Source organism: Algoriphagus sp. TR-M9 (genome assembly GCF_027594545.1).
In the GTDB taxonomy this organism is placed as follows: domain Bacteria; phylum Bacteroidota; class Bacteroidia; order Cytophagales; family Cyclobacteriaceae; genus Algoriphagus; species Algoriphagus halophytocola.
In genome coordinates this window covers 729,570-756,066 of the sequence record NZ_CP115160.1, presented here as the reverse complement: position 1 = coordinate 756,066, position 26,497 = coordinate 729,570, and the positions used below count along the sequence as shown (strand labels likewise).

The 26,497-nt window shown below is 42.9% G+C and carries 24 protein-coding genes; 13 read left to right on the top strand and 11 right to left on the bottom strand.

What is annotated here, in order from left to right:
• Positions 1–4 precede the first annotated feature (4 nt).
• From PBT90_RS03500 to pgi, 3 genes are all read right to left on the bottom strand, one after another.
• A complete protein-coding gene (locus PBT90_RS03500; RefSeq protein ID WP_270131622.1) occupies positions 5–298 on the bottom strand; it encodes a hypothetical protein in 294 nt (97 codons plus the stop codon).
• A 196-nt stretch (positions 299–494) separates the two neighbouring features.
• Positions 495–947: a GNAT family N-acetyltransferase gene (locus tag PBT90_RS03495; RefSeq protein WP_270131619.1), complete on the bottom strand. Its 453-nt coding sequence runs from the start codon at positions 945–947 to the stop codon at positions 495–497.
• Between the two features lie 241 nt (positions 948–1,188).
• Entirely contained in the window at positions 1,189–2,832 is a 1,644-nt protein-coding gene (pgi, locus tag PBT90_RS03490; RefSeq protein ID WP_270131617.1) for a glucose-6-phosphate isomerase, read from the bottom strand.
• Positions 2,833–3,035: 203 nt separating this feature from the next.
• On the opposite strand from pgi, the gene PBT90_RS03485 reads away from it, so the two are divergent.
• Positions 3,036–3,779, top strand: coding sequence for an energy transducer TonB (locus tag PBT90_RS03485; RefSeq protein ID WP_270131615.1), 744 nt, complete (start codon positions 3,036–3,038; stop codon positions 3,777–3,779).
• Positions 3,780–3,876: 97 nt separating this feature from the next.
• Here the strand turns inward: PBT90_RS03485 and acnA are convergent, their stop codons facing one another.
• Positions 3,877–6,654 (bottom strand): aconitate hydratase AcnA, encoded by a 2,778-nt coding sequence (gene acnA, locus PBT90_RS03480; RefSeq protein ID WP_270131613.1) that lies wholly within the window; start codon positions 6,652–6,654, stop codon positions 3,877–3,879.
• A 151-nt stretch (positions 6,655–6,805) separates the two neighbouring features.
• Between acnA and PBT90_RS03475 the strand changes: the two genes are divergently transcribed.
• Complete coding sequence (locus PBT90_RS03475) at positions 6,806–7,864, top strand: endonuclease/exonuclease/phosphatase family protein (protein ID WP_270131611.1); 1,059 nt, start codon at positions 6,806–6,808, stop codon at positions 7,862–7,864.
• Between the two features lie 17 nt (positions 7,865–7,881).
• Positions 7,882–9,264, top strand: coding sequence for a S41 family peptidase (locus tag PBT90_RS03470; protein WP_270131609.1), 1,383 nt, complete (start codon positions 7,882–7,884; stop codon positions 9,262–9,264).
• 20 nt (positions 9,265–9,284) lie between these two features.
• Here PBT90_RS03470 and PBT90_RS03465 read toward each other — a convergent pair whose 3' ends face one another.
• The 3 genes from PBT90_RS03465 to PBT90_RS03455 are packed head-to-tail and all read right to left on the bottom strand — an operon-like array spanning position 9,285 to position 11,812.
• A complete protein-coding gene (locus tag PBT90_RS03465; protein WP_270131607.1) occupies positions 9,285–10,262 on the bottom strand; it encodes an MlaD family protein in 978 nt (325 codons plus the stop codon).
• On the bottom strand, positions 10,259–11,011 hold the full coding sequence (locus tag PBT90_RS03460; RefSeq protein ID WP_264808983.1) for an ABC transporter ATP-binding protein: 753 nt from the start codon (positions 11,009–11,011) through the stop codon (positions 10,259–10,261). The genes PBT90_RS03465 and PBT90_RS03460 overlap by 4 nt, the downstream gene beginning before the upstream one ends.
• A 3-nt stretch (positions 11,012–11,014) precedes the next feature.
• Entirely contained in the window at positions 11,015–11,812 is a 798-nt protein-coding gene (locus PBT90_RS03455; RefSeq protein ID WP_264808982.1) for an MlaE family ABC transporter permease, read from the bottom strand.
• 852 nt (positions 11,813–12,664) lie between these two features.
• On the opposite strand from PBT90_RS03455, the gene PBT90_RS03450 reads away from it, so the two are divergent.
• Together PBT90_RS03450 and PBT90_RS03445 are read left to right on the top strand one after the other, a co-directional pair.
• Complete coding sequence (locus PBT90_RS03450; protein WP_264808981.1) at positions 12,665–14,041, top strand: TIGR00341 family protein; 1,377 nt, start codon at positions 12,665–12,667, stop codon at positions 14,039–14,041.
• Positions 14,042–14,052: 11 nt separating this feature from the next.
• Positions 14,053–14,508, top strand: a complete 456-nt coding sequence (locus tag PBT90_RS03445; RefSeq protein WP_264808979.1) for a YciI family protein — start codon at positions 14,053–14,055, stop codon at positions 14,506–14,508.
• A gap of 17 nt (positions 14,509–14,525) precedes the next feature.
• Here the strand turns inward: PBT90_RS03445 and PBT90_RS03440 are convergent, their stop codons facing one another.
• A complete protein-coding gene (locus tag PBT90_RS03440; RefSeq protein WP_264808978.1) occupies positions 14,526–15,440 on the bottom strand; it encodes a glutaminase in 915 nt (304 codons plus the stop codon).
• Between the two features lie 389 nt (positions 15,441–15,829).
• On the opposite strand from PBT90_RS03440, the gene PBT90_RS03435 reads away from it, so the two are divergent.
• The 6 genes from PBT90_RS03435 to typA all read left to right on the top strand — a co-directional run bounded on the left by PBT90_RS03435 (position 15,830) and on the right by typA (position 20,834).
• Entirely contained in the window at positions 15,830–16,177 is a 348-nt protein-coding gene (locus tag PBT90_RS03435) for a PadR family transcriptional regulator (RefSeq protein WP_091694647.1), read from the top strand.
• Positions 16,178–16,196: 19 nt separating this feature from the next.
• Positions 16,197–16,883, top strand: a complete 687-nt coding sequence (locus PBT90_RS03430; RefSeq protein WP_264808976.1) for a hypothetical protein — start codon at positions 16,197–16,199, stop codon at positions 16,881–16,883.
• Positions 16,880–17,563: a hypothetical protein gene (locus PBT90_RS03425; protein WP_264808975.1), complete on the top strand. Its 684-nt coding sequence runs from the start codon at positions 16,880–16,882 to the stop codon at positions 17,561–17,563. Before PBT90_RS03430 ends, PBT90_RS03425 begins: the two co-directional genes overlap by 4 nt.
• Positions 17,560–18,183 carry a hypothetical protein gene (locus tag PBT90_RS03420; protein ID WP_264808973.1) on the top strand — a complete coding sequence of 208 codons (624 nt, stop codon included), beginning with the start codon at positions 17,560–17,562 and terminating at the stop codon, positions 18,181–18,183. The genes PBT90_RS03425 and PBT90_RS03420 overlap by 4 nt, the downstream gene beginning before the upstream one ends.
• Positions 18,180–18,878 (top strand): hypothetical protein, encoded by a 699-nt coding sequence (locus PBT90_RS03415; RefSeq protein ID WP_264808971.1) that lies wholly within the window; start codon positions 18,180–18,182, stop codon positions 18,876–18,878. Before PBT90_RS03420 ends, PBT90_RS03415 begins: the two co-directional genes overlap by 4 nt.
• A gap of 150 nt (positions 18,879–19,028) precedes the next feature.
• Entirely contained in the window at positions 19,029–20,834 is a 1,806-nt protein-coding gene (typA, locus tag PBT90_RS03410) for a translational GTPase TypA (protein WP_264808970.1), read from the top strand.
• A 94-nt stretch (positions 20,835–20,928) separates the two neighbouring features.
• Here typA and PBT90_RS03405 read toward each other — a convergent pair whose 3' ends face one another.
• A complete protein-coding gene (locus PBT90_RS03405; RefSeq protein WP_270131598.1) occupies positions 20,929–21,915 on the bottom strand; it encodes an aldo/keto reductase in 987 nt (328 codons plus the stop codon).
• A 254-nt stretch (positions 21,916–22,169) separates the two neighbouring features.
• Here PBT90_RS03405 and PBT90_RS03400 point away from each other — a divergent pair, with 254 nt between their 5' ends.
• Positions 22,170–22,478: a Dabb family protein gene (locus tag PBT90_RS03400; protein WP_270131596.1), complete on the top strand. Its 309-nt coding sequence runs from the start codon at positions 22,170–22,172 to the stop codon at positions 22,476–22,478.
• A 155-nt stretch (positions 22,479–22,633) separates the two neighbouring features.
• On the top strand, positions 22,634–23,953 hold the full coding sequence (locus PBT90_RS03395; protein ID WP_270131594.1) for a S41 family peptidase: 1,320 nt from the start codon (positions 22,634–22,636) through the stop codon (positions 23,951–23,953).
• On the opposite strand, the gene PBT90_RS03390 is transcribed toward PBT90_RS03395, so the two are convergent.
• Both PBT90_RS03390 and PBT90_RS03385 read right to left on the bottom strand, forming a co-directional pair.
• Positions 23,950–24,816: a universal stress protein gene (locus PBT90_RS03390; RefSeq protein ID WP_270131591.1), complete on the bottom strand. Its 867-nt coding sequence runs from the start codon at positions 24,814–24,816 to the stop codon at positions 23,950–23,952. The two genes, PBT90_RS03395 and PBT90_RS03390, sit on opposite strands and share 4 nt — an antisense overlap.
• Positions 24,813–26,414, bottom strand: coding sequence for a BCCT family transporter (locus tag PBT90_RS03385; RefSeq protein ID WP_264808963.1), 1,602 nt, complete (start codon positions 26,412–26,414; stop codon positions 24,813–24,815). The genes PBT90_RS03390 and PBT90_RS03385 overlap by 4 nt, the downstream gene beginning before the upstream one ends.
• Positions 26,415–26,497 lie beyond the last annotated feature (83 nt).

Below are 26,497 nucleotides of genomic sequence, written 5' to 3'. Positions count from 1 at the left end.
CAAACTATGCCCACTCCATAGGACAACACCATCCCCCATCTTCACAAATGAAAGTATCTACCCTTCTAGGAATGCCAAGAGGCCCTATTTCATAATGATAATATTGCTGAGGATGATTTAATGCCACTTCAGTTCCTGGGCAAGCTACATAAATAGGATCCTGATAAGCATTTGCATTTTGGATAATAACTGAGGAAATACTCATAGGCTCCAAATCATCACTTCGCATATCCACAAAAATAAGCGAAATCAATACAATCATTGAAATTCCTGACAATTGAATAAGTCTTTTCTTCATAATATTTAATTTTTAAAAGTTTAAGATGCCTTAAAAAAAACTCGAAAAAACAACAGTAAAATCATTATAAAGCTAACAAATTGGTAGCATCTGCTTTAATTCCCGTTTGATAAACAGATTTACTTGGAATAGAGCCACAATGGAAGATAAAGTAGTCAAGAATTGAGACAATACATCTGAAATAACTCAAAACCAGCTAGTTCATCTCTTTTCGAAAACAAAGACTGTTCTCTACCCCAACATATTGACCGTAGTTCAGTGTTTTGATATACCCCTGCTTTTGGTAAAATCCTACAGCTTCCACCTGTCGCTTTCCAGTTTCCAGCACACAAGCAGAAAAGTCGAGTTCCAAAGCCCACTTTTCCAGCTCATTCAAGACTTTGCTAGCAATGTCTCTTCCTCTTGCCTCAGGCAAACAAAACATGCGCTTCACTTCCATAGCACTTTCATCGAATGGCTTGATAGCTCCACAGGCCACCGCAACTTCCCCCTCATAGCAGATCACTACATATTGCAATGAATCAATGGAATTGAACTGATGGTAAAACTCATGCTCATCACCGTCCTTTTCGGCAAGATAAGCATCCAAAAGCCTGACCAGCTTTATAAAATCAGGATGAGAAGATTCAGTACGAATAAGAGTAATCATTTACGGAAATTAAAAATTAATCTGATTATCCGCAATGCTACCAGCAGTTAAAGAATGTGGTTAGATAGTAGCAGATAATCGTCCACCTAAGACAATTCACTGCCCACAGCACGTAGAAAAAACCTTATCCTATAATTCCTCTCGCTACCGGTAAGAAATCGGATATCCATAAAAATTAATTCAACAAAAAAGCCGATGAAACAAAATTTCATCGGCTCCTAATATTGCAGATGGAAGGGCGTTACCTCATTTTTTTATACGCATTGATCAGGCCGTTAGTAGACCCATCATGAGCACTGATCTCCTCCTCTCCAGCAAGCTCTGGCAAAATACCTTTAGCCAATACCTTTCCTAATTCTACCCCCCACTGGTCGAAGCTGAAAATATCCCAAATTACACCTTGTACGAAGATTTTATGCTCATACATGGCAATAAGTGCCCCCAGTGTATAAGGAGTGACTTTTTTTACCAAAATAGAATTCGTAGGTCTATTACCTTCAAATACCCTATGCGGTGCTATCTCTTCAATCTCCTGATCACGTTTGCCTGCGGCTTTCATTTCAGCCTTCACTTCGCTCAGAGATTTTCCTTTCATCAAAGCCTCCGTCTGTGCAAAGAAGTTGGATAGTAACTTCTGATGATGATCTCCCACCGGATTGTGCGAAATCGCCGGAGCTATAAAATCGCAAGGAATCAAATGCGTGCCTTGATGAATTAACTGATAAAAAGCATGCTGTCCGTTGGTTCCCGGTTCACCCCAAATGATCGGACCAGTGGTGTAACTTACTTTTTTGCCTGATCGACTTACGTATTTGCCATTGCTCTCCATATTTCCCTGCTGGAAATAAGCCGCAAATCTATGCATATACTGGTCGTAAGGAAGGATAGCCTCTGAACTTGCCCCTAGGAAATTGGTATTCCAGATGCCGATCATTGCCAGGACAACCGGGATATTTCGATCAAACTGAGCATGGCGGAAATGCTTATCCATCGCATGCGCACCTGCAAGCAGTTGCTCGAAGTTATCAAACCCAATCGTACAGGCAATTGGCAACCCGATCGCAGACCAAAGGGAATATCTTCCTCCTACCCAATCCCAAAACTCAAACATATTTTGGGTATCAATTCCAAACTCTGAAACGGACTCGGCATTGGTAGAAAGTGCCACGAAATGTTTGGCTACTGCTGCTTCATCTTTGGCATGTCCCAAAAACCAATCACGTGCTGTATGCGCATTGGTCATGGTTTCCTGTGTAGTAAAGGTTTTAGAAGCAATGAAAAAAAGCGTGGTCTCTGGATCTACTTTTTTAAGCGTTTCGGCGATATGCGTCCCGTCTACATTGGATACAAAGAAGCACTCTATGTCAGGGTTTTGGTATGGCTTCAAGGCCTCAGTCACCATCACCGGCCCCAGATCTGAACCCCCGATTCCTATATTCACTAAGGATTTGATTGGCTTTCCTGTATAGCCCAACCATTGCTTATTTTGGATTTTGTCAGCAAAGGTCTTCATTTTGGCCAGGACTGCATTCACATCTTTCATAACATCTTTGCCATCTACAAAGGCTTCCTCAGCGCTGCGGTTTCTCAGCGCAGTGTGCATTACTGCCCGGTCTTCAGTTCTGTTGATAGCTTTTCCGTTAAACATATCTTCTATAGCATCATGCAGTCTGCACTCACGGGCCAGGTCAAAAAGTGCGTCCAAAATATCCTGGTTTAACCTATTTTTGGAATAATCTACCAGAATATCTTCTAGTGAAATGCTCAGCCTTTCAAAGCGTTCCCGCTCTTCAAACTGAGATAGAATAGTCATGTTTTTATGATCCTGAGCAAGCTGCTGTAGCCGTGCCCATGCTGGGGTTGTAGTGGGATTGATTGCGTTCATTTCTTGGTTTTAATAGGATAAAGAGACAAAAATAAGACTTATCCGCTGGGATGAAAGGCTTTTAGCTGAAACCCTATCCCAGCAAAAGGAGATTACCCCAAATCAAGTGAATTAGGATTTTCCACTTGACTAAATATCATTTTTTATTTTTAATAAATCCTAGAAGAACTATTTTTAAACGCAATTATTAATTCGATAAAAACATGCGATCAACGCTCTATTTCCTTCTTTTTCTAATCTCTTTTACCGGCCAGACTTTAGCGCAGGAGCGCAATATTACCTTTCTAAACCAACACATGTTTCCTACCAGTGACAATTCGGCTTATGCTTATAAATCTGTGTGTGTGGAATCAGCAGATGGCAACTCCATTACACGTGTATTTACGCTAAGTAATCAGCTTGAGAAAATCATCAAAGTATCCTTCAACGAAGAAGGGCAGTTTGAAGAAGAATTAACCGAAACCTACAACGCACAAGGGGAGTTAATCTCCAAAAAGGTGAAGAACCTAGCAAATGGAAGGTATCTTATCCAGTATTTCGATAACGGTGAATTCATAGGTGAAAGCGTTTTGACTGCGGATAGAAAATACGAAACATCGCTACCTGGAGTAGACAAACCCATACTTTCGGACCATGATCCGTTGGCAGCTTCCCCGCATGTAAATCAGGAGGAGTGGACTAAGCACTTGGTAAATAATCTGCGATATCCCAGCCAATCACGTAGATTGGGAGAAGAAGGAACAGTGGTTCTCGCGCTTTTAATCTCTACTGATGGTGAGCTGCATACCCTAGAGGTGGCCAACCCTGCAGGGCTGAGTAAGCATTTATCCGAAGAAGCCATTAGAGTAACTAGAGCTTATCAGGGCAAGTATTTTGCAGGAAAGGATCCAGAGGGAAATTTGGTGGAATCCTGGCTCTACATCCCAATCAGATTTAAATTGAGTTGAAAAGAAAAACCCGCCACTGCTGACGGGTTTTTCTCATTACAACTATCAAAACTAAGGATTTCCACATCGGTCACCCGACATCATACACCCAACTATTTTAATCCTTCAGGAAGTCCCGCAACACATAATTCAATATCCCTCCATGCTTGTAATAAGCAATTTCTACAGCTGAATCCAAACGGGATACGACCTGAATTTTCTTCTCTCCCGTCTCAGACTTAACCAGCACATCAAACTTCTGCGAGGGAGTTAAACCAGATTCAATTCCTGAAATACTGAACTCCTCTTTACCGGTTAGGCCTAGACTATCTGCATTTTCCCCTGGCATAAATTGAAGTGGCAGCACTCCCATTCCTACCAGATTGCTACGGTGAATCCGTTCGTAACTTTCAGCGATCACTGCTTTAATTCCTAGCAGGTTGGTACCTTTTGCTGCCCAGTCTCTAGAGGATCCAGAACCGTATTCCTTGCCGGCCAACACTACCAAAGGAACATTTGCTGCCTGATATTTTTCCGAAGCCTCAAAAACAGACATTTCTTCATTGGTAGGAATGTAGGTGGTGTATCCCCCTTCCTGAGTACTCAGCTGGTTTTTGATCCGTACATTGGCAAAGGTGCCTCGCACCATCACTTCGTCATTACCTCTCCGGGAACCATAGGAGTTGAAATCAGGTCGCTCCACCCCTCTTCCATTGAGGTATTTTCCAGCAGGGGTATCAGGTCTGAAAGAACCCGCAGGTGAAATATGGTCTGTGGTGATGGAATCCCCCAATTTCAAAAGCACCCTGGCATTCTGTATATCTTTTGGCTCAGGCACATCTACAGAAATTCCTTTGAAAAAAGGCGCTTCCTTGATGTAGGTGCTTTTTTCATCCCAAGGGTAAATCTCACCTTCACCGGATTGCAGTTCTCTCCAAATTTCATTTCCTTCGAAAATTTCCCCGTAGTTTTTCTGATAATCTCCAGGAGTCAAAACTTTACGAGCTACTTCTGCTATTTCTTCATTGGTAGGCCAAATATCCTTCATATAAACCGGCTCCAGGTTCGGATCATAACCAATCGGCTCGTTGTATAAATCCACATCTACACGCCCTGCAATGGCATACACCACCACCAGCATAGGTGACATCAGGTAGTTCATCTTCACCTGAGGATGTACTCTGGCCTCAAAGTTCCTGTTTCCGGACAGCACTGAAGCGACCACCAGGTCATTGTCCTCCACAGCCTGCGCAATATGCCTAGGAAGTGGCCCCGAATTGCCTATACAGGAAGTACACCCATAGCCTACGGTATGGAATTTCAAAGCCTCCAGGTCTTCCAAAAGCTCGGATTTTTCCAAGTAATCCGTCACTACTTTTGATCCAGGTGCAAGAGATGTTTTTACCCAAGGCTTCACGTCCAGTCCGAGTTCTCTGGCTTTCCTCGCTACCAAACCTGCTCCCAGCATCACCGAAGGATTGGATGTATTGGTACAGGAAGTAATCGCAGCGATAACTATAGACCCGTCATATAATTCAAATTTTTCGTTATGAAGCTTCACTGAAACCGTCTTCAAACCATTTTTGACCTGAGTTTTGATTTCGGTTTCTGCAGGAGCTTTTTCATGGGATTGATCTTCAGTTTGCCCTCCCCCTTCTTCTACAAAACGGGCTACTTGCTCTCTTTTATCTATGGGGATGTATTCCCGGCCATGCACGGACTGAAGTAATTCTTCAAATTTCGGCTTGAAGTTTCTCACCAATATCTTATCCTGCGGACGTTTTGGTCCAGAAACAGTAGATTCCACCGTACCCAAATCAAGTTCTACTACAGAGCTGTACTGGATCAGGTCTTCGTCCTTTCTCCAAAGCATATTCGCCTTGCAGTAATCCTCCACCAGCTTAATCTGTTCTTCAGATCTATTGGTTTTGCCCATATAATCCAAAGTGCGGTCATCAATGGGGAAATAGGTGACTGTACACCCAAACTCCGGAGACATGTTTGATATGGTGGCACGATCCGGCACTGAAAGGTGATCCAAGCCCGGGCCATAGACTTCTACAAATTTACCCACTACACCATGCTTTCTCAGCAATTCGGTAATGGTCAACACCATATCCGTAGCAGTGGTACCTGCCGGTAATTCTCCGGTCAGCTTCAAACCAACCACCTCTGGCATGATAAAGTAAATCGGCTGACCGAGAATGGCTGCCTCTGCTTCTATGCCTCCTACTCCCCATCCCACTACGCCAATACCATTGACCATTGGGGTATGCGAATCAGTCCCGACTAGGGTGTCCGGAAATACCATTCCGTCGCGCTTGATCACTCCCTGAGCCAAATACTCTAGATTGACCTGATGGCAAATCCCCATTCCCGGAGGTACCACAGAAAAATTATTAAAGGTTTTTTGTGCCCATTTCAAGAACTTATAGCGCTCTGAATTCCGCTCATATTCTACCTCTACATTTTTTTGGTAGGAATAATTGGTCCCAAAATAATCCACCTGAACAGAGTGATCGATCACGAGGTCTACTGGGATCAGCGGATTGATTTCATTTGCATTTTTACCTTTTCTGTGGGCTTCCGATCTCAGGGAAGCGATGTCAACCACGGCTGGCACCCCGGTGAAATCCTGCATCAATACCCGGGCAGGTTTATAGGGAATGTCTTTGTCTGAGGGCTTGGGTGACCAGTTCATTAAAGTCTCCAGATGCTCCTTGGTAATGGCGAAGTCATCGAAATTCCTTAAGGCATTTTCCAATAAGATTCTGATAGAAAAGGGCAAATGCTTAACTGAATGACCATTTGCTTGAAGTTTTTCCAAACTCCAATAAGTATGATCTCCTGCTGCAGTTTTTAAGGTAGATTTGATTTGGAAAGGGTCTTGACTCATAATCTAAGTGAGGCTAAAGTGAAAAAAAGATTCTATTATGTAACCCAAAATGGGCAGATGAAATTCCATCTATTTTGAATGGATCCTAAAGTCTTGCCAATAATTGACTTATTTGCACATCTTTAAGATAACATAAGAAATCAGAAAATAAATGGGAGAATTACTCTTAAGGACTTTTAGTGCGTTTTTTATCTTCGCCACTTTTTTTCCTTTGGTCAAATGGGACTACTGGTGGGTTCGGGTTTTTGACTACCCAAGGCTACAGAAAATGGTAATCATTTTGATTTTAGCTGGGCTATGGCTGTTGTTTTTAGAGCAAGCTCAGGGATACGAACCACAGCTCTGGATGGGAGCCTTGCTATTTTGCGCGATTTATCTTGCAGGTAAAGTCCTGCCTTTCACCATCTTGGGTAAAAAAATGATCGAAACCGTTCCATTTGACCAAAGCCGGGGTATTCATCTGTTGGTTGGTAATGTGTACCAATACAATGAAAACTATCAAAAGGCTGTAAACTTGGTAGATGGAACGAAGCCTGATGTAGTTTTCCTGGTAGAAACAGACAAAGCCTGGGAAAATGGCATGTCCAGCATTGAAAAGCACTATCCTTATTGCATCAAAATCCCACTGGATAATACGTATGGATTACTTTTTTACTCCAAACTGGAAATCCTTAAACAGGAAATTCATTACCTCATAGATGAGGAAATCCCCTCGCTGGAGTTAGATATGAAGCTTCGAAATGGGGAAATAATTACCCTATATGCGATCCACCCCACTCCTCCTGTACCTGGGGAAAATACGGAGAGTACTGAAAGAGATGCTGAAATTCTGATCGTCGGTAAAAAATCCAAGCAAAACCAAAAACCTACCCTGGTCATAGGAGATCTCAATGACGTCGCCTGGAGTTATACTACGGAGTTGTTTCTCAAAATTTCGGAAATGGCTGACCCACGACGTGGACGAGGGCTTTTCAATACTTTTCATGCCAAGGTGCCTTTATTCAGATGGCCACTGGACCATATCTTTCTCAGTAAACACTTTGGCCTGGCCGGGCTAAAAGTAGAAAAAGGAATTGGCTCGGACCACTTTCCTATTTCTATGAAAGCTGTTTTGACAGTGCAGGATAATACCGAAACCATGCAGGCAAACGGTGAAGAAAAAGAAGAAGCTAACGAGAAAATAACCAACGGAAAGGAAAAACAGGATTAACCTAACGTACAAAAGCAATGAAGCGAGCGTTTCAATTCATTTCAGCCATCATACTCACGCTCTCCACAGGAGTCGCTGCTCTGTCCCAATCAAGCTATACCGCTCAGGAAGCTACTGAGGATTATGAGTTTCTGATCAAACAGATCCAAACCTACAATCCTGCTCTGGAAATTTACAATCCGGATTTTGTGGCAAAATCAAATCAGCTAATCTCCGCTACTCCAGAAGAAGCTAATGCATTCGACCACTTCAAAACCATCTCGAAAATAGCTGCGCTAAGCAATGAAGGCCATTTTTTACTCGGGAACTGGGAAGATGAGGTGCACCTGCCTATTGTAGAGGATCGATTGCCTTATTTACCATTTGAGGTTTGGGTGATAGACAAACGGCTTTTGATCAGGTTAGACTTGACTAATGAAGGGGCATTTACTCCTGGAGACGAAATAGTACAGATAAATGGCAAGCCCAGCGAGGAGATTTTAAATGAACTCTACGAATGCTACCCTTCTGACGGAGATATAGTCACTTACCAGCGAGCGAAAATAGAGTCCAACTTTGCCTGGATGTACACGCTTTACATCAGTCAGGATCCGAATTTGGAGCTAGAAATCAAAAAATCAAATGACAGCGCAGTGCGTACCGTCCAAACTGCCGCATTGGTTCGTACGGTGAGATTGGAAAACTACCGGAAAAGATATCCAGATAGAGCTAATAGCAATCAGGAGGAGTCCATACAAGACTTTTACGAACTGAAAATAACTAATGGGCTTGCGACTTTGAAGTTGAAGACTTTTGACTTTAGGTTCATAGAAAAATATGAGCTTAAAGCCCCTAAGTTTTATGAGGATATTTTTAAAAAAGTACATGAAAGCGAGGTCTCAACACTTCTGGTGGACCTGAGGGGAAATACAGGAGGCAGGAATGAGTTTGCTGATGAAATGATCCCTTTTATCCTACAGTCAGAAGGCGATGAGCTGCTGAAAACCACCACTTCTTGGGAGGGAAAAGTGAGAAAATATGCTTTCCCAAAGAAAGACAAGTTTGCTTTCGGTGGCGCAATTTTTCTGCTAGTAGATGGAGAGACATATTCTGCCGGAGCATCCTTGGCCAGATATCTCAAAGAATATGGCAAGGCAATAGTAATCGGCGAGGAGACTGGCACTAGGTATGAGGGTTTTGTGGCTGGCTCCACCCAGTTAGTTACACTGCCTGCAAGTGGTATTAAGATCGGAATGCCCCGCTACCATATCCAATACCCTGATTCTAAGCAGCAAGAAACACAAAATAGAGGATTGATCCCGGACTATACCGTATCCAAAAATTTGGATGACTTGCTGGGTGAGTTTGATCCTGTATTGGACAAGGCGCTGTCCCTGATCAAAGCAAATAAAAAGCCCTGAATTTCTCCAGGGCTTGATTTTTAGTTGTTTTCCTTTGCTTCAGCTTTCTGTTTTCTTTTGAATCCTTTGTTAAAAGGCCAAGTATATTCCAAGGCTTCCATTCCTCGATTCAGGTTGTAAGTAGCAGAATCCGTGTTTTCCAAAGTGCTTTTCAAGGTTTGCGCAAACTCAGGATCGTTCAGCAGCATGCCCATAGAATTATTTGGATCGTCCAACTTCTCGGTAATTTCACTCAGCTTTTGCGTCATTTCTTCAGAGTTGGCAGCTGCCTGTCTGAAACTTTCCATGGTTTGCTTGAGGTCTGTGGCCATCGTGGTATCGCTGACCAAATCATTGAATAAATTACCTTCCTGGTTCAGTTTGGCGGTGAAGCTTTGAAGTTCTGCAATCATCCGTTTGCTGTTTTCGGAGGTTTGGTTGAGGTTATTGACGATTGCTCTGAAGTTTTCTGCTATCAAAGAGTCCGTCAAAGCCGCTCCTACCATTCCATCACCTTCAGCTAGTTTGCTGGTCAGGTTTTTTAGGTTACCGGTGATTTCTACCAGATTCTCATTGTTCACCTGCAAGGTTTCCATCATCTGATCCGTGTCCAATGGCATCACAGACTCCAGCCTATCCCCATCTTCCACAGGCGGAGCCATGGTGGTCCCCCCATAGATGACTATGATTTTGTTACCGATCAGTCCATCTGAGCTTAGCGTGGCTTTAGAGTCCTTTCGGATAAACTCCACCACTTCCTCTTCTACGTTCATGACTATTTCGACCTGCGCATCGCCGTAGAAATTGATCTTGCTTACCGTACCGATTTTCACACCGGAAAACCAAATGTTATTTCCGGCTTGCAAGCCGCCTATATCATCAAATACGGCTTTAAGCTGAATAGCTTTCACAAATTTTTTCTGCTGACCACCCAGGGTCAGAATTCCGGTCACAAGAATTGCTATGCCTATAAAGACAAAAATCCCCACTATGACTGATCTTTTATTTTCGCCTCTCATGAGTTGATAAAATTATAATCGTAAAATGATTTTATACGTTTGTCTTCTGCATTTGGGAATACTTCCTCAAAAGTCCCCACCGCATCGAATTGTCCGTCCAATAATACGGCCATTCGGTCTCCAGTCACTTTGGCACAGGTCAAATCGTGCGTGATAACTATAGAAGAGGTATTATATTCTTCTCTAACCTGCACGATGAGGTTATTGATATCCATACAAGTGATCGGATCCAGCCCGGCTGTAGGCTCATCATAGAGCATGATTTCTGGCTCCAGGATCAAAGTTCGCGCTACACCTATCCTTTTCTTTTGCCCACCAGAAAGCTCCGAAGGCATTTGATTGATGGACTGAGGAAGGCCCACGCTATCCAAAAGTCCTTCTATCTTCTTGTCTTTTTCCTTTCTAGTGAGATTTTTGATATTTCGAACCAAAGGAAACTCCATGTTTTCCTTCACAGTCATACTATCGTAAAGGGCTGAGTTCTGAAAAGAAAAACCGATTTTCAGCCTCAGTTCATTCAATTCTCTCACCCCTAGATTGGCCACATCCTTGCCCAAAACCTCCAGCTTACCTTCATCTTGCTTGAGAAGTCCTACCATAATTTTGATCAAGACCGACTTTCCTGAGCCAGATTTCCCCAAAACCACCAGGTTTTCCCCCTTGTACAAATCAAGATCCACTCCCTTGAGCACATCCAGATCCCCAAAGGACTTCATCAAACCTCTTATTTCAACTACTTTCTCTTCCATGGATTACATCATTCGAATTGCGTTGACAATCTGAAGAACCAGCAGCTCTTCAATAAATATCAGGAACATCGCCATCACCACAGCAGCATTGGCCGCACGCCCCACTCCTTCGGTTCCTTTGGAAGAATTATAGCCCTTATAACAACCTACTATTCCAATAGTAAAGCCAAACAATAGCGCTTTCAATACCGAACTGATGATATCCAAAAAGCTGATTGCTTCAAATACCTGCACAAAGAAGGTGGTCAAACTCACGTTCTCATTGGCATTGACACTTAAAAATGAACCCATCAAAGCCACAAAATCCGTGAACATCACCAGCACAGGGATCATAAAGGTGGTGGCTAACACCCGGGTCACGACTAGAAACTTAAAGGGGTTAGTCGCAGAAACCTCCATCGCATCGATCTGCTCGGTCACCTTCATAGACCCGATCTCCGCACCTATACTGGAACCTACCTTACCTGCCGCAATCAATGCCGTCACCAAGGGTCCCATGGCTCTAACTACCGCAATGGAAATTAAAGAGGGCAACCAGGACGTGGCTCCGAATTCGGACAATGAAGGACGGGATTGATTGGTAAATACTATCCCCACAATGAAACCTGTAAGGGCGATCAATGGCAAGGATTCCACGCCGATTCTATAGCACTGCTGTACCACTTCCCTAAATTCATAAGGAGGCACAAACACCTCTTTGAAGAACCGTCTTACAAAGTTCCAGGCATCCGCCAATCCGGCAAAAAACTTATCTATTTTTTTTGAAAGCAGGGGCTTTCGATCATCTGCTTTTTCAGTCATACGCTCTTTCTGATGGCTCGAAATTAAGTAAAATATTCAAAAGGACGATTGATATAATCTTTAAAGTCCGCGTATTGTGTATGGGCATGAAATCCCACTTTCAAGACTAAGGTTTTCATGGTGCTCATTTGGTATAAAATCAGAGGTAATTCCAGAGCCAAAAAACGTTTAAATTTTCCCTCTAAAATCAAGGGAATTTTTTAAATTTTAGCTACTCAGATTTTCCCCTTATGCATCCGGAATTTCTCCTCTGAAAATTTCAGGCTATACACCTTCTTGCTACAAGCAAGGATCCAAAATTGCATGCCCTTGAAATTTCTCCTCGAAAATTCCCTTCCCTAGCTACATGCAGACTTCCCTGTTCAAAGCAATAACCAAAACAGAAAATCATCCCATTGCCTAAGGAATCTCATGCTAGGGTGGGAGATCCGTATAGACTGATTTTTTGGCAAAAACTGAAGCCAAAAGAAGTGGTGAACGGGAACTTGCTAGTTGCTGCCAGAAAAGCTACTCCTTAGAATTTGGACAAAAACCAAAAGCACAACCATCCTTGATGATTGGAGGGAGATCAAGGTGTTTGTATTTTTTTTAGCCATATCTAAAAAGATTAGTCAAGACAAATTAAGCGATAGCTAAACTAGCTTTAACTAATTTTAAATCAAATAGTTAAATCAATTCATATCATCTAGAACTTACTAACCCATTGCTCGTCTACACCCAGCTTTACTTTATCAAGAATCAGCAGGTCTTTTTCCCTACCAAAGAAAATTCTGGGTTTAAAATACCTGATCAATTCTCAAAAAGCAGTCGTGTTTTTAGTTATTTTGCTCCCCGATATTTTTCTGAAAAACTATGGAAAGCCCTGAACCGCGAAAAAAGAAAAACAATCAATTACTCCGATTTTTGATTTATATCCGAGATAGATTTGACCTGCAGGAAGGCAAGGAAGACGAGCTGGACACGATAGAATACATCAGCAAAAACGTGGAATTCCGGGGAGCAAATCTTTGGATTCTGATCTTTGCCATCTTTGTAGCCTCGGTAGGATTGAATGTAAACTCTACCGCTGTAGTGATCGGAGCCATGCTCATTTCGCCCCTAATGGGTCCCATTATGGGAATAGGAATGGCCGCCGGAATCAACGATTTCGAACTGCTCAAACGCTCCTTAAGAAACCTGGCCGTGGCGGTATTTATAGCCATCCTTACCTCTTCGATTTACTTCACATTTACGCCTCTGGATGATGCCCAATCTGAGCTCCTCGCACGTACCGAACCTACGATATGGGATGTGCTCATTGCGCTCTTTGGAGGACTCGCCGGGATCATCGCCGGCTCCCGAAAAGAGAAGAGCAACGCCATACCCGGAGTAGCGATTGCCACCGCTTTGATGCCGCCACTTTGTACTGCCGGCTATGGATTGGCGACCATGAATCTGTACTACTTCATTGGCGCGTTTTACCTCTTTTTCATCAACTCGGTTTTCATCTCTCTATCCACCTATCTGATCGTACGATTCATGAAATATCCCAAAAAGGAATTTCTGGATGAGAAAAAAGAAAAGCGGGTCCAAACCTATATTACTGTTTTCACCATATTGACCATAGTCCCTAGCGTGTACCTGGCTTACGGGATCGTGGTGCGCTCCATCTGGGAGGAGCAGGCAAAGACCTTTATCCAAAATGAATTTGTGTACCCTAAAACCCAAGTACTCAACTCCGAGTTTTTCTACTCCCAAGACCCAAAAATGATCCAGGTCAATCTTATAGGAGAAGTCTTGCCCTCTTCCGAAATTGACAAACTCAGGGAACAGGCGAAAGTACAGGGCTTTGAAAACACCGAACTCAGAATCAATCAAAGCGGAAGCGGGCAAACAGACATGAACCTCCTGAGATCTGATATCCTAAAAGACCTGTATGAACGCAATGAAAAACTGATTGAAGACAAGGATGCTAAAATCGCCCTCCTGGAAGAAGAAGTGGCTAATTATGGGCAAGTCCGGCTTTTAGGAAATGAAATAGCGCGTGAAGCCAAAATCAACCATCCTACCCTGCAAAAATTCACCATGAACCGCTCCATGGTCACAGATCTGGAAAACAACACGGTAGACACCCTTTTGGTGGCTTATGCTGAATTTAACCAAAAACCTACACCCTCCGATACCAATAAACTCTTAAATTGGCTCAAGCTCCGGACCAAATCAGACACCGTAGCCTTGATCTTACAATAAATTCAAAACCCATGAAAAAGCTCTTCCTTTCCCTACTTGTACTTCTAGCTGCAGTTCCATTTACCCATGCCCAAAATGACGCCTATGAACCAGAATTGGCCGAGGAAGTCGGTGCAGATCAATATGGCATGAAAAAATACGTCATTGCTTTTCTTCACCGAGGTGATCGCGTCAGCGAGTATTCCGATGAGCAGCGCAGCGAAATACAGGCAGGACACCTAGCCAATATCAACAGAATGGCAGAAGATGGTCAGCTCGTGATGGCAGGGCCGTTCTTTGGAAATGAAGAGCTAAGAGGTTTATACATTTTTGCAGTGGAAAGCCTGGAGGAAGCAGAGGAACTTACATCCTCAGATCCAGCCATCAAAGCAGGGGTTTTGAAAATGGACCTGAAAGAGTGGTACGGCTCAGCTGCTTTGATGCTGATGAATGATCTTCATATGAAAGTGGCGAGGGAGGTGATTTAACAGATCCCACCCCTCTTTTAAAATAGGGAAAACGCCAATTTATCCGTCAACAACTCCAGCGCTCGGATCGCTTTGACGGAATTCCCTTTCTCATTGAGTTCCGGGCTCCACACGGCAATGCTGAACTTATGCGGCATTACCGCGGCTACTCCACCCCCTACTCCACTTTTGCCAGGCAAACCCACCTTGAATGCAAATTCCCCGGCCTCATCGTAAAAGCCACAGGTAAGCATCAGCGCATTGACCCTTCTGGATTGACTTTCGGTCAACACCAGTCGGTCTGCAAAAATAGAGTAGCCGTCATTGGCCAAAAAAGAGAAGGACTTGGCGAGATCTACACAACTCATCTCCATGGCGCAGTGCGAAAAATACACGTCCAGCACTTCATCTATGGGATTATTGAAGTTTTTGAAGGATTTGAGAAAATAAGCCAAGGCTGTATTCCGCTCCCCATGATTCTTTTCGGAAATCTGTACCTCAGGATTGATTTTCACGCAGGTTGCCCCTGCCAATTCATTGATAAAGTCGGTAATCTCATTAATTGGATGCTCGAACTTGCTACACAAGGCATCGGTAATCACCAAGGCTCCAGCGTTGATAAATGGGTTTCTGGGAATACCCTTTTCGTATTCCAGTTGGGCGATGGAGTTGAAAGGATCGCCACTTGGCTCCACATTCACCCGAGACCAAAGTTTGGAATTAAACACATTGAAAACCATTGTCAGCGTATGGACTTTGCTGATACTTTGTATGGAAAACGGCTTCTGATGATCTCCAACGCCGTAAACATTGCCTTTGAGATCCACCAGAGCGATGCCAAATTGGTCCGGATTTACATTTCCAATCTCAGGAATGTAATCGGCAACTTTGCCTTTCAGATTCTCTGCTTGCACCTCTTGGTACACTTCTTCTATTAGCTGCTGGTAGTCCATGCTGGAAAAGTGTGGAAAATTGGGTGAGAATGAAAGAGTTTTTTGAAAAATGCTGGAAGACGGGAGACCGAGGTCAATATGCTAGTGGCAGGTAAATCCTAGGATTCTGCTTTTAAAGCAAGTGATCTGTTGGGATACAGTTCAGCACTCAGACATAATCTTTAAACTAGGTTCTCGATTTATCCTCTTGGATCTTGGCTCTTGACTCTAGGTTCTAGATTCATGGTCAAAGGCTCTTCTGTCTTCGGTCTCCCGTCTTCGATCCTCAGTCTTCAATGAAAAATTTGGTAGCTTATCATTCTTCCAATACCCTAGAAAAAACATACCTCAGATTCTTATGTATATAATATTTTTATATATTTGAAGAAGCTAGGTAATACAGCAATCTCATGTCGAACAACAATCTGATCAAAGGCTCGCTCCAAACCATCATTCTCAAACTTCTGGAGGAGAATGAAAAAATGTATGGTTATGAAATCACTCAAAGGGTCAAGGAACTGACTGCAGGTGAAATCAAAATCACCGAAGGAGCACTCTATCCTGCTTTGCATAAGTTAGAAGCCGAAGGATTGCTTAGCACCGAAATCCAGCAGGTGGACAACCGTGTGCGGAAATACTACAGCCTGACTAAAGACGGGCAAAAGCAAGTCACCAGTAAAATGTCCGAATTGCAGGGCTTCGTGGAGAACCTACAGCGAATACTGACTCCAGATCTAAAACCAGGTTTTAACATTTGATTTTTTAAGCGTGACAATTATGAGAAAACTTACAGAACAGGAACTAGATCAGATAAAAAGAGCCATCGCTGCCAAGGAATTAACTTCAGCGGAAATTCTTCTGGAAATCTATGATCATTATATAAGTCACTTGGAGAGTTTTGAGGAATCAGAGTTTGATCCCCAGTTAGCTGAACTCGAAGGACAATGGACTTCGGCACACTGTAAGAAACTTCAATATGATCTGGAAAAATCCATCAGTAGTTCTCTTCGCTCAACCCAATGGCAAGTGGTCAAAACATATTTCACCTGGCCTAGATTTATCTTTACCATAACTATGGTAGCCTTCCTTAGTTTATTGGTCAATTTATTGGCATTTAAAACTCAGATTGTACTTCTTTTTGGATTACCTCTTGCCTATTTAGCTGGATTCGCATTGTTAGTAAATCTTCAAAACCGTGAGAGAATGGGGCCAATTAAGAATATTTTAGGCAAGCATGTGAAAAAGATCACTTCCATTTTCAATGCTAAACTGACCTTATCAATTGTCTTCCCTCTTCACTTTTACAACCTATTCCTTAATTTACCCAGACTATTTGGATGGACAGATATGATCCCTGAGTCCACTCTAAATCTTCTCAGTGTAGGCTTTTGCTTTCTGATGGTCTTGCATTCTTTGAGCATTTATGAAGCTTGGAAAATCAAATCTAAAACCGCACTGGTATGAGAAAGCTTTCAGAACAGGAAATCACATCGATCCACGTGAGACTGAAAAGTCTTCATATCCGCTATACAGAAGTGTATGAGGAGATTTTTGATCATTATTACTCTACACTGGAAAATGTCTCCCAGCAAGACTCACCAGCATTTTTCACTAATCTAAATGAGACTTTCACTTCGTCAGTGGTGAAAAAGATGAATAAGGAGTTAGAGAAAAATGTATCGAAGCAGGTAACCAAATTGCAATTGGAGATCTTTAAACCCTGGAAGCAAGGCCTACTCAGTTCTCTTTGGCTTTTTCTAACTGTTATTATTTCAATATTTATTGCCTACTTCCTAGGTGAAAATAGTTTAAGAATTTGGGTTGGAGTCATTACAATTATTACATTAGTTATCCTACTCACAAAAGACAGAGCTTTGTTTCGCTTCAACCTACCCCTTAAGGATAAAAACACGGTCAGGGCTGCTAACCAAATAGTGCTTAGTAGGTTGGGATTTGTGGTTGGCACTGGAATCTATTCGCTATTGAATCTCCAATACTTTAAATTTGAAAGAATGGAACATTATTCTGAATTCTATAGCATTGGCTACCTTTTCTATTTCTTGATGGTCATCTATGCGTTTTCCTTAATAAGAATCGTAATCTCCAGAGAGTTGGTTTCTGGAATTAAAACATATTCTTCATGAAACTCTCCCCTTCCCAAATCTCCCAAATCCAATCCTCTCTTTCCAGCGGAAATATCTACTATGATGATATAAGGGCAGAATTAGTGGATCATATTGCTACTGAAATTGAAGAAAATCTTGACGAGGGTCAATCCTTCGATCTCCTTCTTCATGAAAAACTGAGCAGTTTTAATCAGAAGAAATTCCAGAGAATTCTGCTTCTGCAAACACATCTGGGAATGCTGAAGGCAATTTTCAAGAAGATGCTTTCCTTTTGGTTGGCATTTAAAGTAATCGTAATGACTTATTTTATAGGGTTCATTGTGACTGCGTTTTCCAACTATACTCCAGAGTTTGCAGAGCAGGTTTTAAAGACTAGCTTTATCTTAATTTTCCTTGCCGTTGCAATTTTAGGTTTGATCAGAACAAGATTACTCAAGAACTCCCAAATCATAGCCGCAGGAAACATGCTATTTATGCTAGCAATGCTAAGTCAGTTTGTATTGCAGCTGGAATGGTTGCAATGGACAGGTCTTACCAATCAAACCTTATTGTATGCATTTACTTTTTGGTTCTGCCTGCTATTAGTATCGGGCTTTAGAGTACTTTCCGGAACAGTCAAAAGAGCTCAGCTGGCATGAAACTATCCCCTTCCCAAATCAACACCCTTAAAAAACTGATTTCCTACAAAGGCTATCCAGAAATCGACTTGCAATATGAAATCCTGGACCATGTAGCTTGTAAGGTAGAAGTGCTTTTGGAAGAAAAGCCAACTATGTCACTTGACGATGCTTTTCGAAAAGTGCATAGCGAATTCGGGATCTTTGGGTTTTCTGATTTGGCCGAGTCTTATACCAAGAGTATAGAAAAACGCTATCGCAGATTCTTCTGGGAGGAGTTTATAGCGTTTTTCACAAGCTACCGAATCATCTATCCGGCAGCCATAGGATTTATCCTGTATTGGCTGAGTGTAAATACAAGACCGTTTGGGTATGAGCTAAGTCTTCCCGTTTGGGGAGCAATTTTCTTTTTTGCTAGTACTCTAGGGATGCTTTTCTCCTATGGAAAAACCGGCAAAAAGCTTAAAAACTATGTAGCATTTAAAAGCTCCTTTAATGCATTTGTAATCTTAAACACACTCTTTCAGATCAACCTTTATGGAATGCGCTATCTGAAAAATCCGGATTATTCTTTCGCTTTTACTTTCCAGAGCATTGCCACCTATTTTATGCTAGTGTTTGTATTCCTGAGTTTCATTTCTGTATTTCTTATCCCAAGAGTACTGGATAGATCCATCGCTGAAACCAAAAAGTTACAGGCTGTTTATGAATCATAATTGATTCGGACAACCGTATTGCCAGAAGGCGAATGGCATCAAGAATACTTTCAATTCACGGTATTTCAGACTTTTAACATTAGGTTTTATAATTTCGTAACCTTACTGCGAAATATTATTTGTACTTTTGCGCCTTCAATCAGGCAAACCATGCAGAATATTCGGAATATCGCGATCATCGCACACGTTGACCACGGCAAAACTACACTCGTGGATAAAATCATTCATGCTTCTAAAATCTTTAGAGAGAATCAGCAGTTCGACGACTTGATTCTTGACAACAACGATCTAGAACGTGAGCGAGGAATTACCATCCTTTCTAAAAACGTATCTGTACGATACAGAGACACTAAAATCAACATCATTGACACTCCTGGTCACGCCGATTTCGGTGGTGAAGTAGAGCGTGTATTGAAAATGGCGGACGGTGTGATCCTTTTGGTGGATGCATTTGAAGGCCCTATGCCTCAGACCCGATTTGTATTGGGTAAGGCACTTGACCTTGGCTTGACTCCTATCGTAGTCGTAAACAAGGTAGATAAGGAAAACTGTAGACCTGACGAAGTCCAGGAATCCGTATTTGAGTTGATGTTCAACTTGGATGCTACTGAGGAGCAACTGGAATTCCAGACGCTTTACGGTTCAGCTAAGCAAAACTGGATGGGACCTGATTGGAAAAACCCTACAGACTCTATCATACCGCTTTTGGATGCTATCGTGGATCACATTCCAGCTCCGAAAATCGACGAAGGTACACTTCAGATGCAGATCACATCTCTGGATTACTCCAGTTTTGTAGGCCGTATTGCCATAGGTCGTATCAAAAGAGGATCTATCAAGGAAAATCAACAAATCGCCTTGATGAAAGCTGATGGCTCGATCAAGAAGGTAAAAGTGAAAGAACTTCACACTTTCGAAGGGCTAGGTAAAAATAAAGTGGAAGAGGCCTTTGCTGGAGATATCTGTGCGGTGACCGGAATTGATGGATTCGATATCGGAGATACCTTGGCAGATGTGGAAAATCCTGAAGCACTGCCTAGAATCGCCATCGATGAGCCAACGATGAATATGCTTTTTACCATCAACAACTCTCCTTTCTTCGGTAAAGAAGGGAAATTTGTGACTTCCCGTCACCTGAGAGATAGATTGATGAAAGAAACTGAGAAAAACCTTGCTCTTCGTGTAGAATCAACGGATTCGGAAGATAAATTCTTGGTTTATGGACGTGGTATCCTTCACTTGTCAGTTTTGATCGAAACCATGAGAAGAGAAGGGTACGAACTTCAGGTAGGCCAGCCTCAGGTGATCTATAAAGAAATCGATGGGGTGAAGTGTGAGCCTATTGAAACTTTGGTAGTAGATGTACCAGAAGAGACTGCCGGTAAGGTGATCGAACTGGCAACTCAGCGTAAAGGTGAATTGCTGATCATGGAGCCAAAGGGAGACCTGCAGCACTTGGAGTTCAAAATCCCTTCAAGAGGATTGATCGGTTTGAGAAACAATATGCTTACCGCTACTCAAGGTGAGGCCATTATGAACCACAGATTTTCTGCATACGAGCCTTTTAAAGGTGTGATGCCCGGTAGAACTAACGGTTCCCTGATCTCCATGGAATCAGGACAGTGTACCGCTTATGCGATTGAAAAACTACAGGATAGAGGCACATTCTTCGTAGATCCTGGAGAAGAGCTTTACACAGGTCAGGTCATCGGTGAAAACTCCCGAGACAACGACATCGTGGTAAACGTGCAAAAAGGCAAGAAATTGACCAACATGCGTGCTTCAGGATCTGACGACAATGCCAGAATCGTGCCTGCTAAAAAGTTCTCTTTGGAAGAATCCATGGAATACATCCAAAAGGATGAGTACCTGGAAATCACTCCTAAGTCTATCCGAATGAGAAAAATCTATTTGGACGAAGGCGAAAGAACCAGAATGGCTAAGAAAGATGCTTAAGAGATTTTAGAACCAAGATTCTAGAGTCAAGATATAGAAAATCCCCCAGGCGAAAGTCTGGGGGATTTTTTTGATCCTCTTGGAATAGTATTGGTTACCAAAGATGATGCACGGCTTCGCGGATGTGCTTATCATAAACCTCTTGCACCGCCTTCATTTGACCCGGGGTCAAGCCTGGTAACTCACTTGCCTTTACATTGGATTCCAACTGCGATATTTTCGATGCTCCCGGAATCACAGTGCTCACCTGCTCTTGCATGAGGATCCACCTCAATGCCAAGGATGCCAAGGGAACTTCTGCTCCAAAAACACCTTTAAGTTCTTCTATAGCCGGAAATGCCCTTTCTAATGGTACCCCCGAAAAAGTCTCCCCCTTGTCAAAGGCTTTTCCCTCACGATTGAAATAGCGGTGGTCATCATGGGAAAAAGTGGTATCTGCATTGATCTTTCCAGCTAGCAATCCGCTGGCAAGAGGCACCCGTACAATCAAACCTACGTTCTTTTCCTTGGCCAGTGGAAATAGCTCATCCGCAGGCTTCAGTCTAAACATATTATAAATTACCTGAACACTGGAGACTATATCATATTCCATAGCCATTTTGGCTTCTTCTACTTGCTCCACGCTCACCCCCATAGCAGCGATTTTTCCTTCAGCTTTCAGCTTTTCAAACAAGGCAAAAATCTCGTCGCGCTGATATACCGAGCTGGGTGGACAGTGTAGCTGGATAAGATCCAAGCGGTTTAGCCCCGTATTTCTCAGGCTATCCTCTACATGCCTACGCAGCTTTTCAATCGTGTACGTTTCATTGATATGAGGCTGTATTCTTCTGCCGCACTTGGTAGCCACATATATTTTCTCTGATCGCTGCCTTACAGCCTCTCCCACGGCTGCTTCGCTCAGGCCCGCGTCATATACATCTGCCGTGTCCACAAAGTTAATTCCACTGTCAAAAGCGGTGTGCAGGATTTCCTCCGCCACCTTGGGATCGAAGGGAGAACCCCATCCCCCACCGACTTGCCAGGTTCCAAGGCCGATTTCTGATACTTTCCAACCGGTTTTACCTAAAATTCTATAATTCATGCTAAAGAGGTTTACTTTTCAAAAAAGAAATTCAGTTTAATTCGAAGTAGATAAAAAGGCCGGAACCTTCTAAAGCAATTTAAATTTTTATCTTTAAAATTGTAGGAGATTTAGGACTTTTACGCCTATTAATTTAATCAATAAATCCTCATTCATACATTGATTTTGAGATGAAAACCAGAAGAAATTTTATCAAAACCATCGGCGTAGCAAGTGCTACCGCTGTCTTACCTATAACCACAATCGCTAAAGAAATGGCCAAACAAAAAATGATTCACCAAGTTTACTTTTACCTTCACGATGCGGCAAACACCGAAGAGTTCATGAAAGATGCAGTTCCCATGCTGGGCCGTTGCAAAAATGTAGGGAAATTCATTATAGGTACCCCGGCACCCACTGCAGAGCGGGATGTAGTAGATCACTCCTTTCATGTGTGCTGCACAGCTTTCTTTGATAGCTTGGAAGATCAGGCTGCTTACCAAGTTGATCCACTTCATTTAGAGTTCATCGACAAGTATTCCCACATGTGGAAATCTGTAAAAGTCTACGATATATCCATCTAAAGCTCCAAAGGATTCGTAAATAGTTATTCTGAATTAGCCAACAAGGAGGAGAAAAAGTCAAAAGCGACACAAAGGGTGACACTCGGATAGGCCCGGATCAGCTTTGATAAAGCCGAAATTGGCTAGAGGTCCTTTAGAAGACAAATTACATGCAGATGAAAAAGTGCCTTTGGTTACCCGTATTGCTATTAGGAATAGTTTGCTCCTGCGACAAAAAGGATGATCCAGTTCCCAATCCGGATTCCAATGAGGTACGGAATGCTATCTACGAATCCATGGCCGAATGGTACTTTTGGAATGATGAGTTGCCTGCTAGTGTGAGTCCAGGCGATTTTGAATCCAATGAAGCCTTTCTTGATGCCATTATCTACAAACCCCTGGACCGGTTTTCTTACCTCACTACGCAAGAGGCATTCAATGATGCCTTCGTGGGTAGGAATGCAGGTCACGGTTTTGGCTTCGCATTTGATGCTTCTGAGCGGCTCTACCTCACTTTCGTTTTTCAGGATGCACCGGCAGGCCTAGATGGCTGGCAGAGAGGCTGGGAAATCCTAGAAATCAACGGACAGCCAATAGCTAGCTATAAAAACAGTGCTGGAGCTTATAATTTCCAACTTGGTGCGGCAGAACCTGGAGTCAGCAACTCCTTTACCTTCAGACTACCAGACGGTACCACCACCACACGAACAAATACCAAAACTGAATACCAGTCAAATTCCGTCCTGCATCAGGAGATCATTGAACTTGAGGACAAAAAGGTAGGCTATTGGGTGTATCAAAGCTTCAAGGCCACCGCAGGTCAATCCCCCACCAAAAGTCTTGAGGTGGACGAATCCATGAAGTTTTTTGAAGAAGCGGGAATCGAGGAGTTAATCATAGACCTGCGGTACAATGGAGGGGGATCTGTGGCCGTGGCAGAGCAAATCAATAATTACCTGATACAGTCCGGCAATTCGGGTCAACTGATGTATGTGAATAAACTCAATGCCCTCAAAACAGACCTTCAGAAAAGTGTTTCTTTTGAGAAAAAAGGAAGATTGAACTTAAGTCAAATCGTATTCATTACCTCTAGAGGTACGGCATCAGCCTCAGAACTGATCATAAACTCCCTGGAGCCCTTTATCGACATCACCTTGATAGGTGACCATACTTATGGCAAACCTGTAGGCTCATTTCCATTATCCCGCTATAGCAATACCCTTCAAAAAAATAAAGTTGAACTGGTGCCTATCACTTTTGCCACGGCTAATGCAGCTGGCAATGCTGACTATTTCGATGGGTTTCCGGTTGACTTCGCTGTAGGGGATTCACCTCAATTCAACTGGGGAGATCAAGGCGACCTGCGCTTAGCTGCAGCCTTAAATGTACTGCAAAACGGTACAGTGAGCGGCAGACTTTTGAATACCTTTTACAGGCCTAAATGGGAAATGATAGATCAGTTTAAAGGATTAAGACAAGAATTCCCCGCTTATTAATCAGATTTGACTATTAGTACAGGGATTTTACGGTCGGCAGAGATCATCCGGTCTGTGACACTTCCTACCAGCAAATCATCCTCATCGGATATTCCCTTATTGCCCATGATGATCAAGTTGGCTTGATGGCTCAGGGCGGTTTCGTACAGGCTTTTGCTGATATGGTTTTCACTATCTTCCACACAGATCAATTCCTCCTGAACACCTGTTTTCTTTTGTATTTTCCGGTAGGAGCTCTCGGCTTTGGTACGAAGGCTCTTTTGGAATTTCTCCTGATTCTTGAAGTAAGGGAAGTACTGGAAGCCTGCTTTCAAAATATGTACAGGAATCAACTTTGAGGACAGGTTATTGGAAAGTCTCAAACCACGGCTGATTACTTTCTCTGAGTAATCTGAAAAGTCCAAGCCCAAGACAATACTTTGAAACTCAGTTTTGGAATTTTCCGGAACAAATAAACAGTCTGAATCAGTGAGTCGAATCACCTTACTACTAAATACACCTGTTCCATTTTGTTTCTCTTTTTTACCCAAAACCACCAAGTTGAATTGCTCTGCATCCACCCATTTGATTAGGGTATCCAGCTTGCCTCCCCAGGCGATTTTCACGTGAATGCTGGACTTTTTCTCCCCAAAAACCTTCTCTACCAGTTCGAGAACCTCATCCTCTAAAATCTCCTCCAAGGGCTTTGGAAGCTGCTCAGTCAGGTGCACCAGATCTGCGGAGTCATTTTCCAGCGCCACAAAGTGTACCAAAGTCAAAGAATGAAAGTTGAAAACATCATCCAACTTCTTAAAATACCTGAGCAAAAACTCATCTGTCTCACTCAGATCCAGAAAAATCCCAATTTTATTTAGTGGCTTCATGGTTTTTTGTCTTTATCGATTTGCTTCATGATCACTTTGGTCAGACGATTGGCATAGGACTTCTGATCCAGCTCATCAGTCAACTGCTTATCACGTGCATATTCCTTTTTCACGCCTTTCAGGAGCGAATAACACATCACCGTAAGTATCACCAGAAAGGGCAATCCTGTAGAAATCGTGGCTGTCTGAAGAGCTGTCAGCCCTCCGCCTACCAGCAACACAGCCGCCACTGCTCCTTCTGTAGTAGCCCAAAAGACCCGCTGAGGAGTAGGCGTGTTCAATTTACCTCCAGAGGTAATGCTGTCAATCACCAGCGAACCCGAATCTGCTGAAGTCACGAAGAAACTCGCCACTAACAAAATCCCTAGTATCGACCCGACCATTCGCAGGGGAAATTTCTCCAGAAAGACAAATAAGGCCGTGGTCTCATCCGCTACTATGGCTTTAGCAAATTCATGATTGCTACCCAAAAGTGCTTCCTGCATATCTATGAAAATCGCCGAACCACCCAGGGTAGTCATCCAGAAAAAGGTCAAAATACTGGGAGCCAAAAGCACTCCAAAGATAAATTCCCGAATGGTTCTCCCCTTAGATACCCGGGCTATGAACATCCCCACAAATGGGGACCAAGAAATCCACCAGGCCCAATAAAACACGGTCCAGTCTCCTTGCCAGCCTTTATTGACAAAGGCCTCTGTCCAGGTGGACACTTCCACCAGCTCGGTCATGTACACTCCCATGTTCTGTATGAAAGATTTGAACACAAAAAGAGTAGGGCCGAATATCAAAACAAAAATCAATAGCAATCCTGCAAAACGAACGTTCCATTCACTCAGGATTTTCACTCCTTTATCCACGCCTGATACCACAGAAATGGTAGCAATAGCGGTTATACCAGCGATCAGCGCCACTTGGATCCAGACATTATTGGGCGTACCAAAGACATGAGCCAGTCCTCCACTGACCTGCCGCACCCCTACTCCCAGGGATGTAGCCAATCCAAATATCGTAGCCAAAACGGAGAAAATATCAATCACATTGCCAATCCACCCATGAATTCGATCTCCAAAAATCGGGTAGAACACCGAACGAATCGTTAGTGGCATATTTCTATTGAAGGCAAAGAAAGCCAGGGATAAGGCCACCACTGCATAAATGGCCCAAGCGTGTATTCCCCAATGCAAAAAGGTAAAATTCATAGCATCTTGGGCAGAATCAACGGTAAATGGGTCAGCTACAGGGGGGCGGGCATAATGCGACACTGGCTCTGCAACTCCATAGAACAATAAGCCAATCCCCATTCCGGCACTAAATAGCATGGCAAACCAAGCTGAGGTGGAAAAGTCTGGCGTTGCATCCTTCCCTCCTAGCCTCACCGATCCGTACTTGCTAAAGCCCAGATAAAGACAGAAAATAATGAACACGTTGACCGCAAGAATAAACAGCCAGCCTGTCTTTTCTGTCACAAAGTTTTTAAAGGAGTCGAATAGGACCAGCATGGGTTCACCCACAATCATCGTGACAGCCATAAAAACTATCAACAAAATGACTGAAGGAAAAAATACGGGATTGTGAATATCTACGTACTTGTTCTTCATAAGTAAAAAACTAGGTTAAAAACTGACCTGATCACGGCCTTTTCACTATTCCCATTGAGATCAGTTCAGCAATGGAAATCATA

Excerpts from the sequence above, each read along its gene's own strand:
- PBT90_RS03465 (WP_270131607.1), bottom strand. The coding sequence starts at position 10,262 with ATGAGAGGCGAAAATAAAAGATCAGTCATAGTGGGGATTTTTGTCTTT.
- PBT90_RS03385 (WP_264808963.1), bottom strand. The coding sequence starts at position 26,414 with ATGAAGAACAAGTACGTAGATATTCACAATCCCGTATTTTTTCCTTCA.
- PBT90_RS03420 (WP_264808973.1), top strand. The coding sequence starts at position 17,560 with ATGAAACTCTCCCCTTCCCAAATCTCCCAAATCCAATCCTCTCTTTCC.
- PBT90_RS03450 (WP_264808981.1), top strand. The coding sequence starts at position 12,665 with ATGGAAAGCCCTGAACCGCGAAAAAAGAAAAACAATCAATTACTCCGA.
- PBT90_RS03435 (WP_091694647.1), top strand. The coding sequence starts at position 15,830 with ATGTCGAACAACAATCTGATCAAAGGCTCGCTCCAAACCATCATTCTC.
- acnA (WP_270131613.1), bottom strand. The coding sequence starts at position 6,654 with ATGAGTCAAGACCCTTTCCAAATCAAATCTACCTTAAAAACTGCAGCA.
- PBT90_RS03485 (WP_270131615.1), top strand. The coding sequence starts at position 3,036 with ATGCGATCAACGCTCTATTTCCTTCTTTTTCTAATCTCTTTTACCGGC.
- PBT90_RS03470 (WP_270131609.1), top strand. The coding sequence starts at position 7,882 with ATGAAGCGAGCGTTTCAATTCATTTCAGCCATCATACTCACGCTCTCC.
- PBT90_RS03455 (WP_264808982.1), bottom strand. The coding sequence starts at position 11,812 with ATGACTGAAAAAGCAGATGATCGAAAGCCCCTGCTTTCAAAAAAAATA.
- PBT90_RS03500 (WP_270131622.1), bottom strand. The coding sequence starts at position 298 with ATGAAGAAAAGACTTATTCAATTGTCAGGAATTTCAATGATTGTATTG.
- PBT90_RS03405 (WP_270131598.1), bottom strand. The coding sequence starts at position 21,915 with ATGAATTATAGAATTTTAGGTAAAACCGGTTGGAAAGTATCAGAAATC.
- PBT90_RS03440 (WP_264808978.1), bottom strand. The coding sequence starts at position 15,440 with ATGGACTACCAGCAGCTAATAGAAGAAGTGTACCAAGAGGTGCAAGCA.
- PBT90_RS03460 (WP_264808983.1), bottom strand. The coding sequence starts at position 11,011 with ATGGAAGAGAAAGTAGTTGAAATAAGAGGTTTGATGAAGTCCTTTGGG.
- PBT90_RS03430 (WP_264808976.1), top strand. The coding sequence starts at position 16,197 with ATGAGAAAACTTACAGAACAGGAACTAGATCAGATAAAAAGAGCCATC.
- PBT90_RS03415 (WP_264808971.1), top strand. The coding sequence starts at position 18,180 with ATGAAACTATCCCCTTCCCAAATCAACACCCTTAAAAAACTGATTTCC.
- PBT90_RS03390 (WP_270131591.1), bottom strand. The coding sequence starts at position 24,816 with ATGAAGCCACTAAATAAAATTGGGATTTTTCTGGATCTGAGTGAGACA.
- PBT90_RS03475 (WP_270131611.1), top strand. The coding sequence starts at position 6,806 with ATGGGAGAATTACTCTTAAGGACTTTTAGTGCGTTTTTTATCTTCGCC.
- PBT90_RS03445 (WP_264808979.1), top strand. The coding sequence starts at position 14,053 with ATGAAAAAGCTCTTCCTTTCCCTACTTGTACTTCTAGCTGCAGTTCCA.
- PBT90_RS03400 (WP_270131596.1), top strand. The coding sequence starts at position 22,170 with ATGGCCAAACAAAAAATGATTCACCAAGTTTACTTTTACCTTCACGAT.
- PBT90_RS03495 (WP_270131619.1), bottom strand. The coding sequence starts at position 947 with ATGATTACTCTTATTCGTACTGAATCTTCTCATCCTGATTTTATAAAG.
- PBT90_RS03425 (WP_264808975.1), top strand. The coding sequence starts at position 16,880 with ATGAGAAAGCTTTCAGAACAGGAAATCACATCGATCCACGTGAGACTG.
- pgi (WP_270131617.1), bottom strand. The coding sequence starts at position 2,832 with ATGAACGCAATCAATCCCACTACAACCCCAGCATGGGCACGGCTACAG.
- typA (WP_264808970.1), top strand. The coding sequence starts at position 19,029 with ATGCAGAATATTCGGAATATCGCGATCATCGCACACGTTGACCACGGC.
- PBT90_RS03395 (WP_270131594.1), top strand. The coding sequence starts at position 22,634 with ATGAAAAAGTGCCTTTGGTTACCCGTATTGCTATTAGGAATAGTTTGC.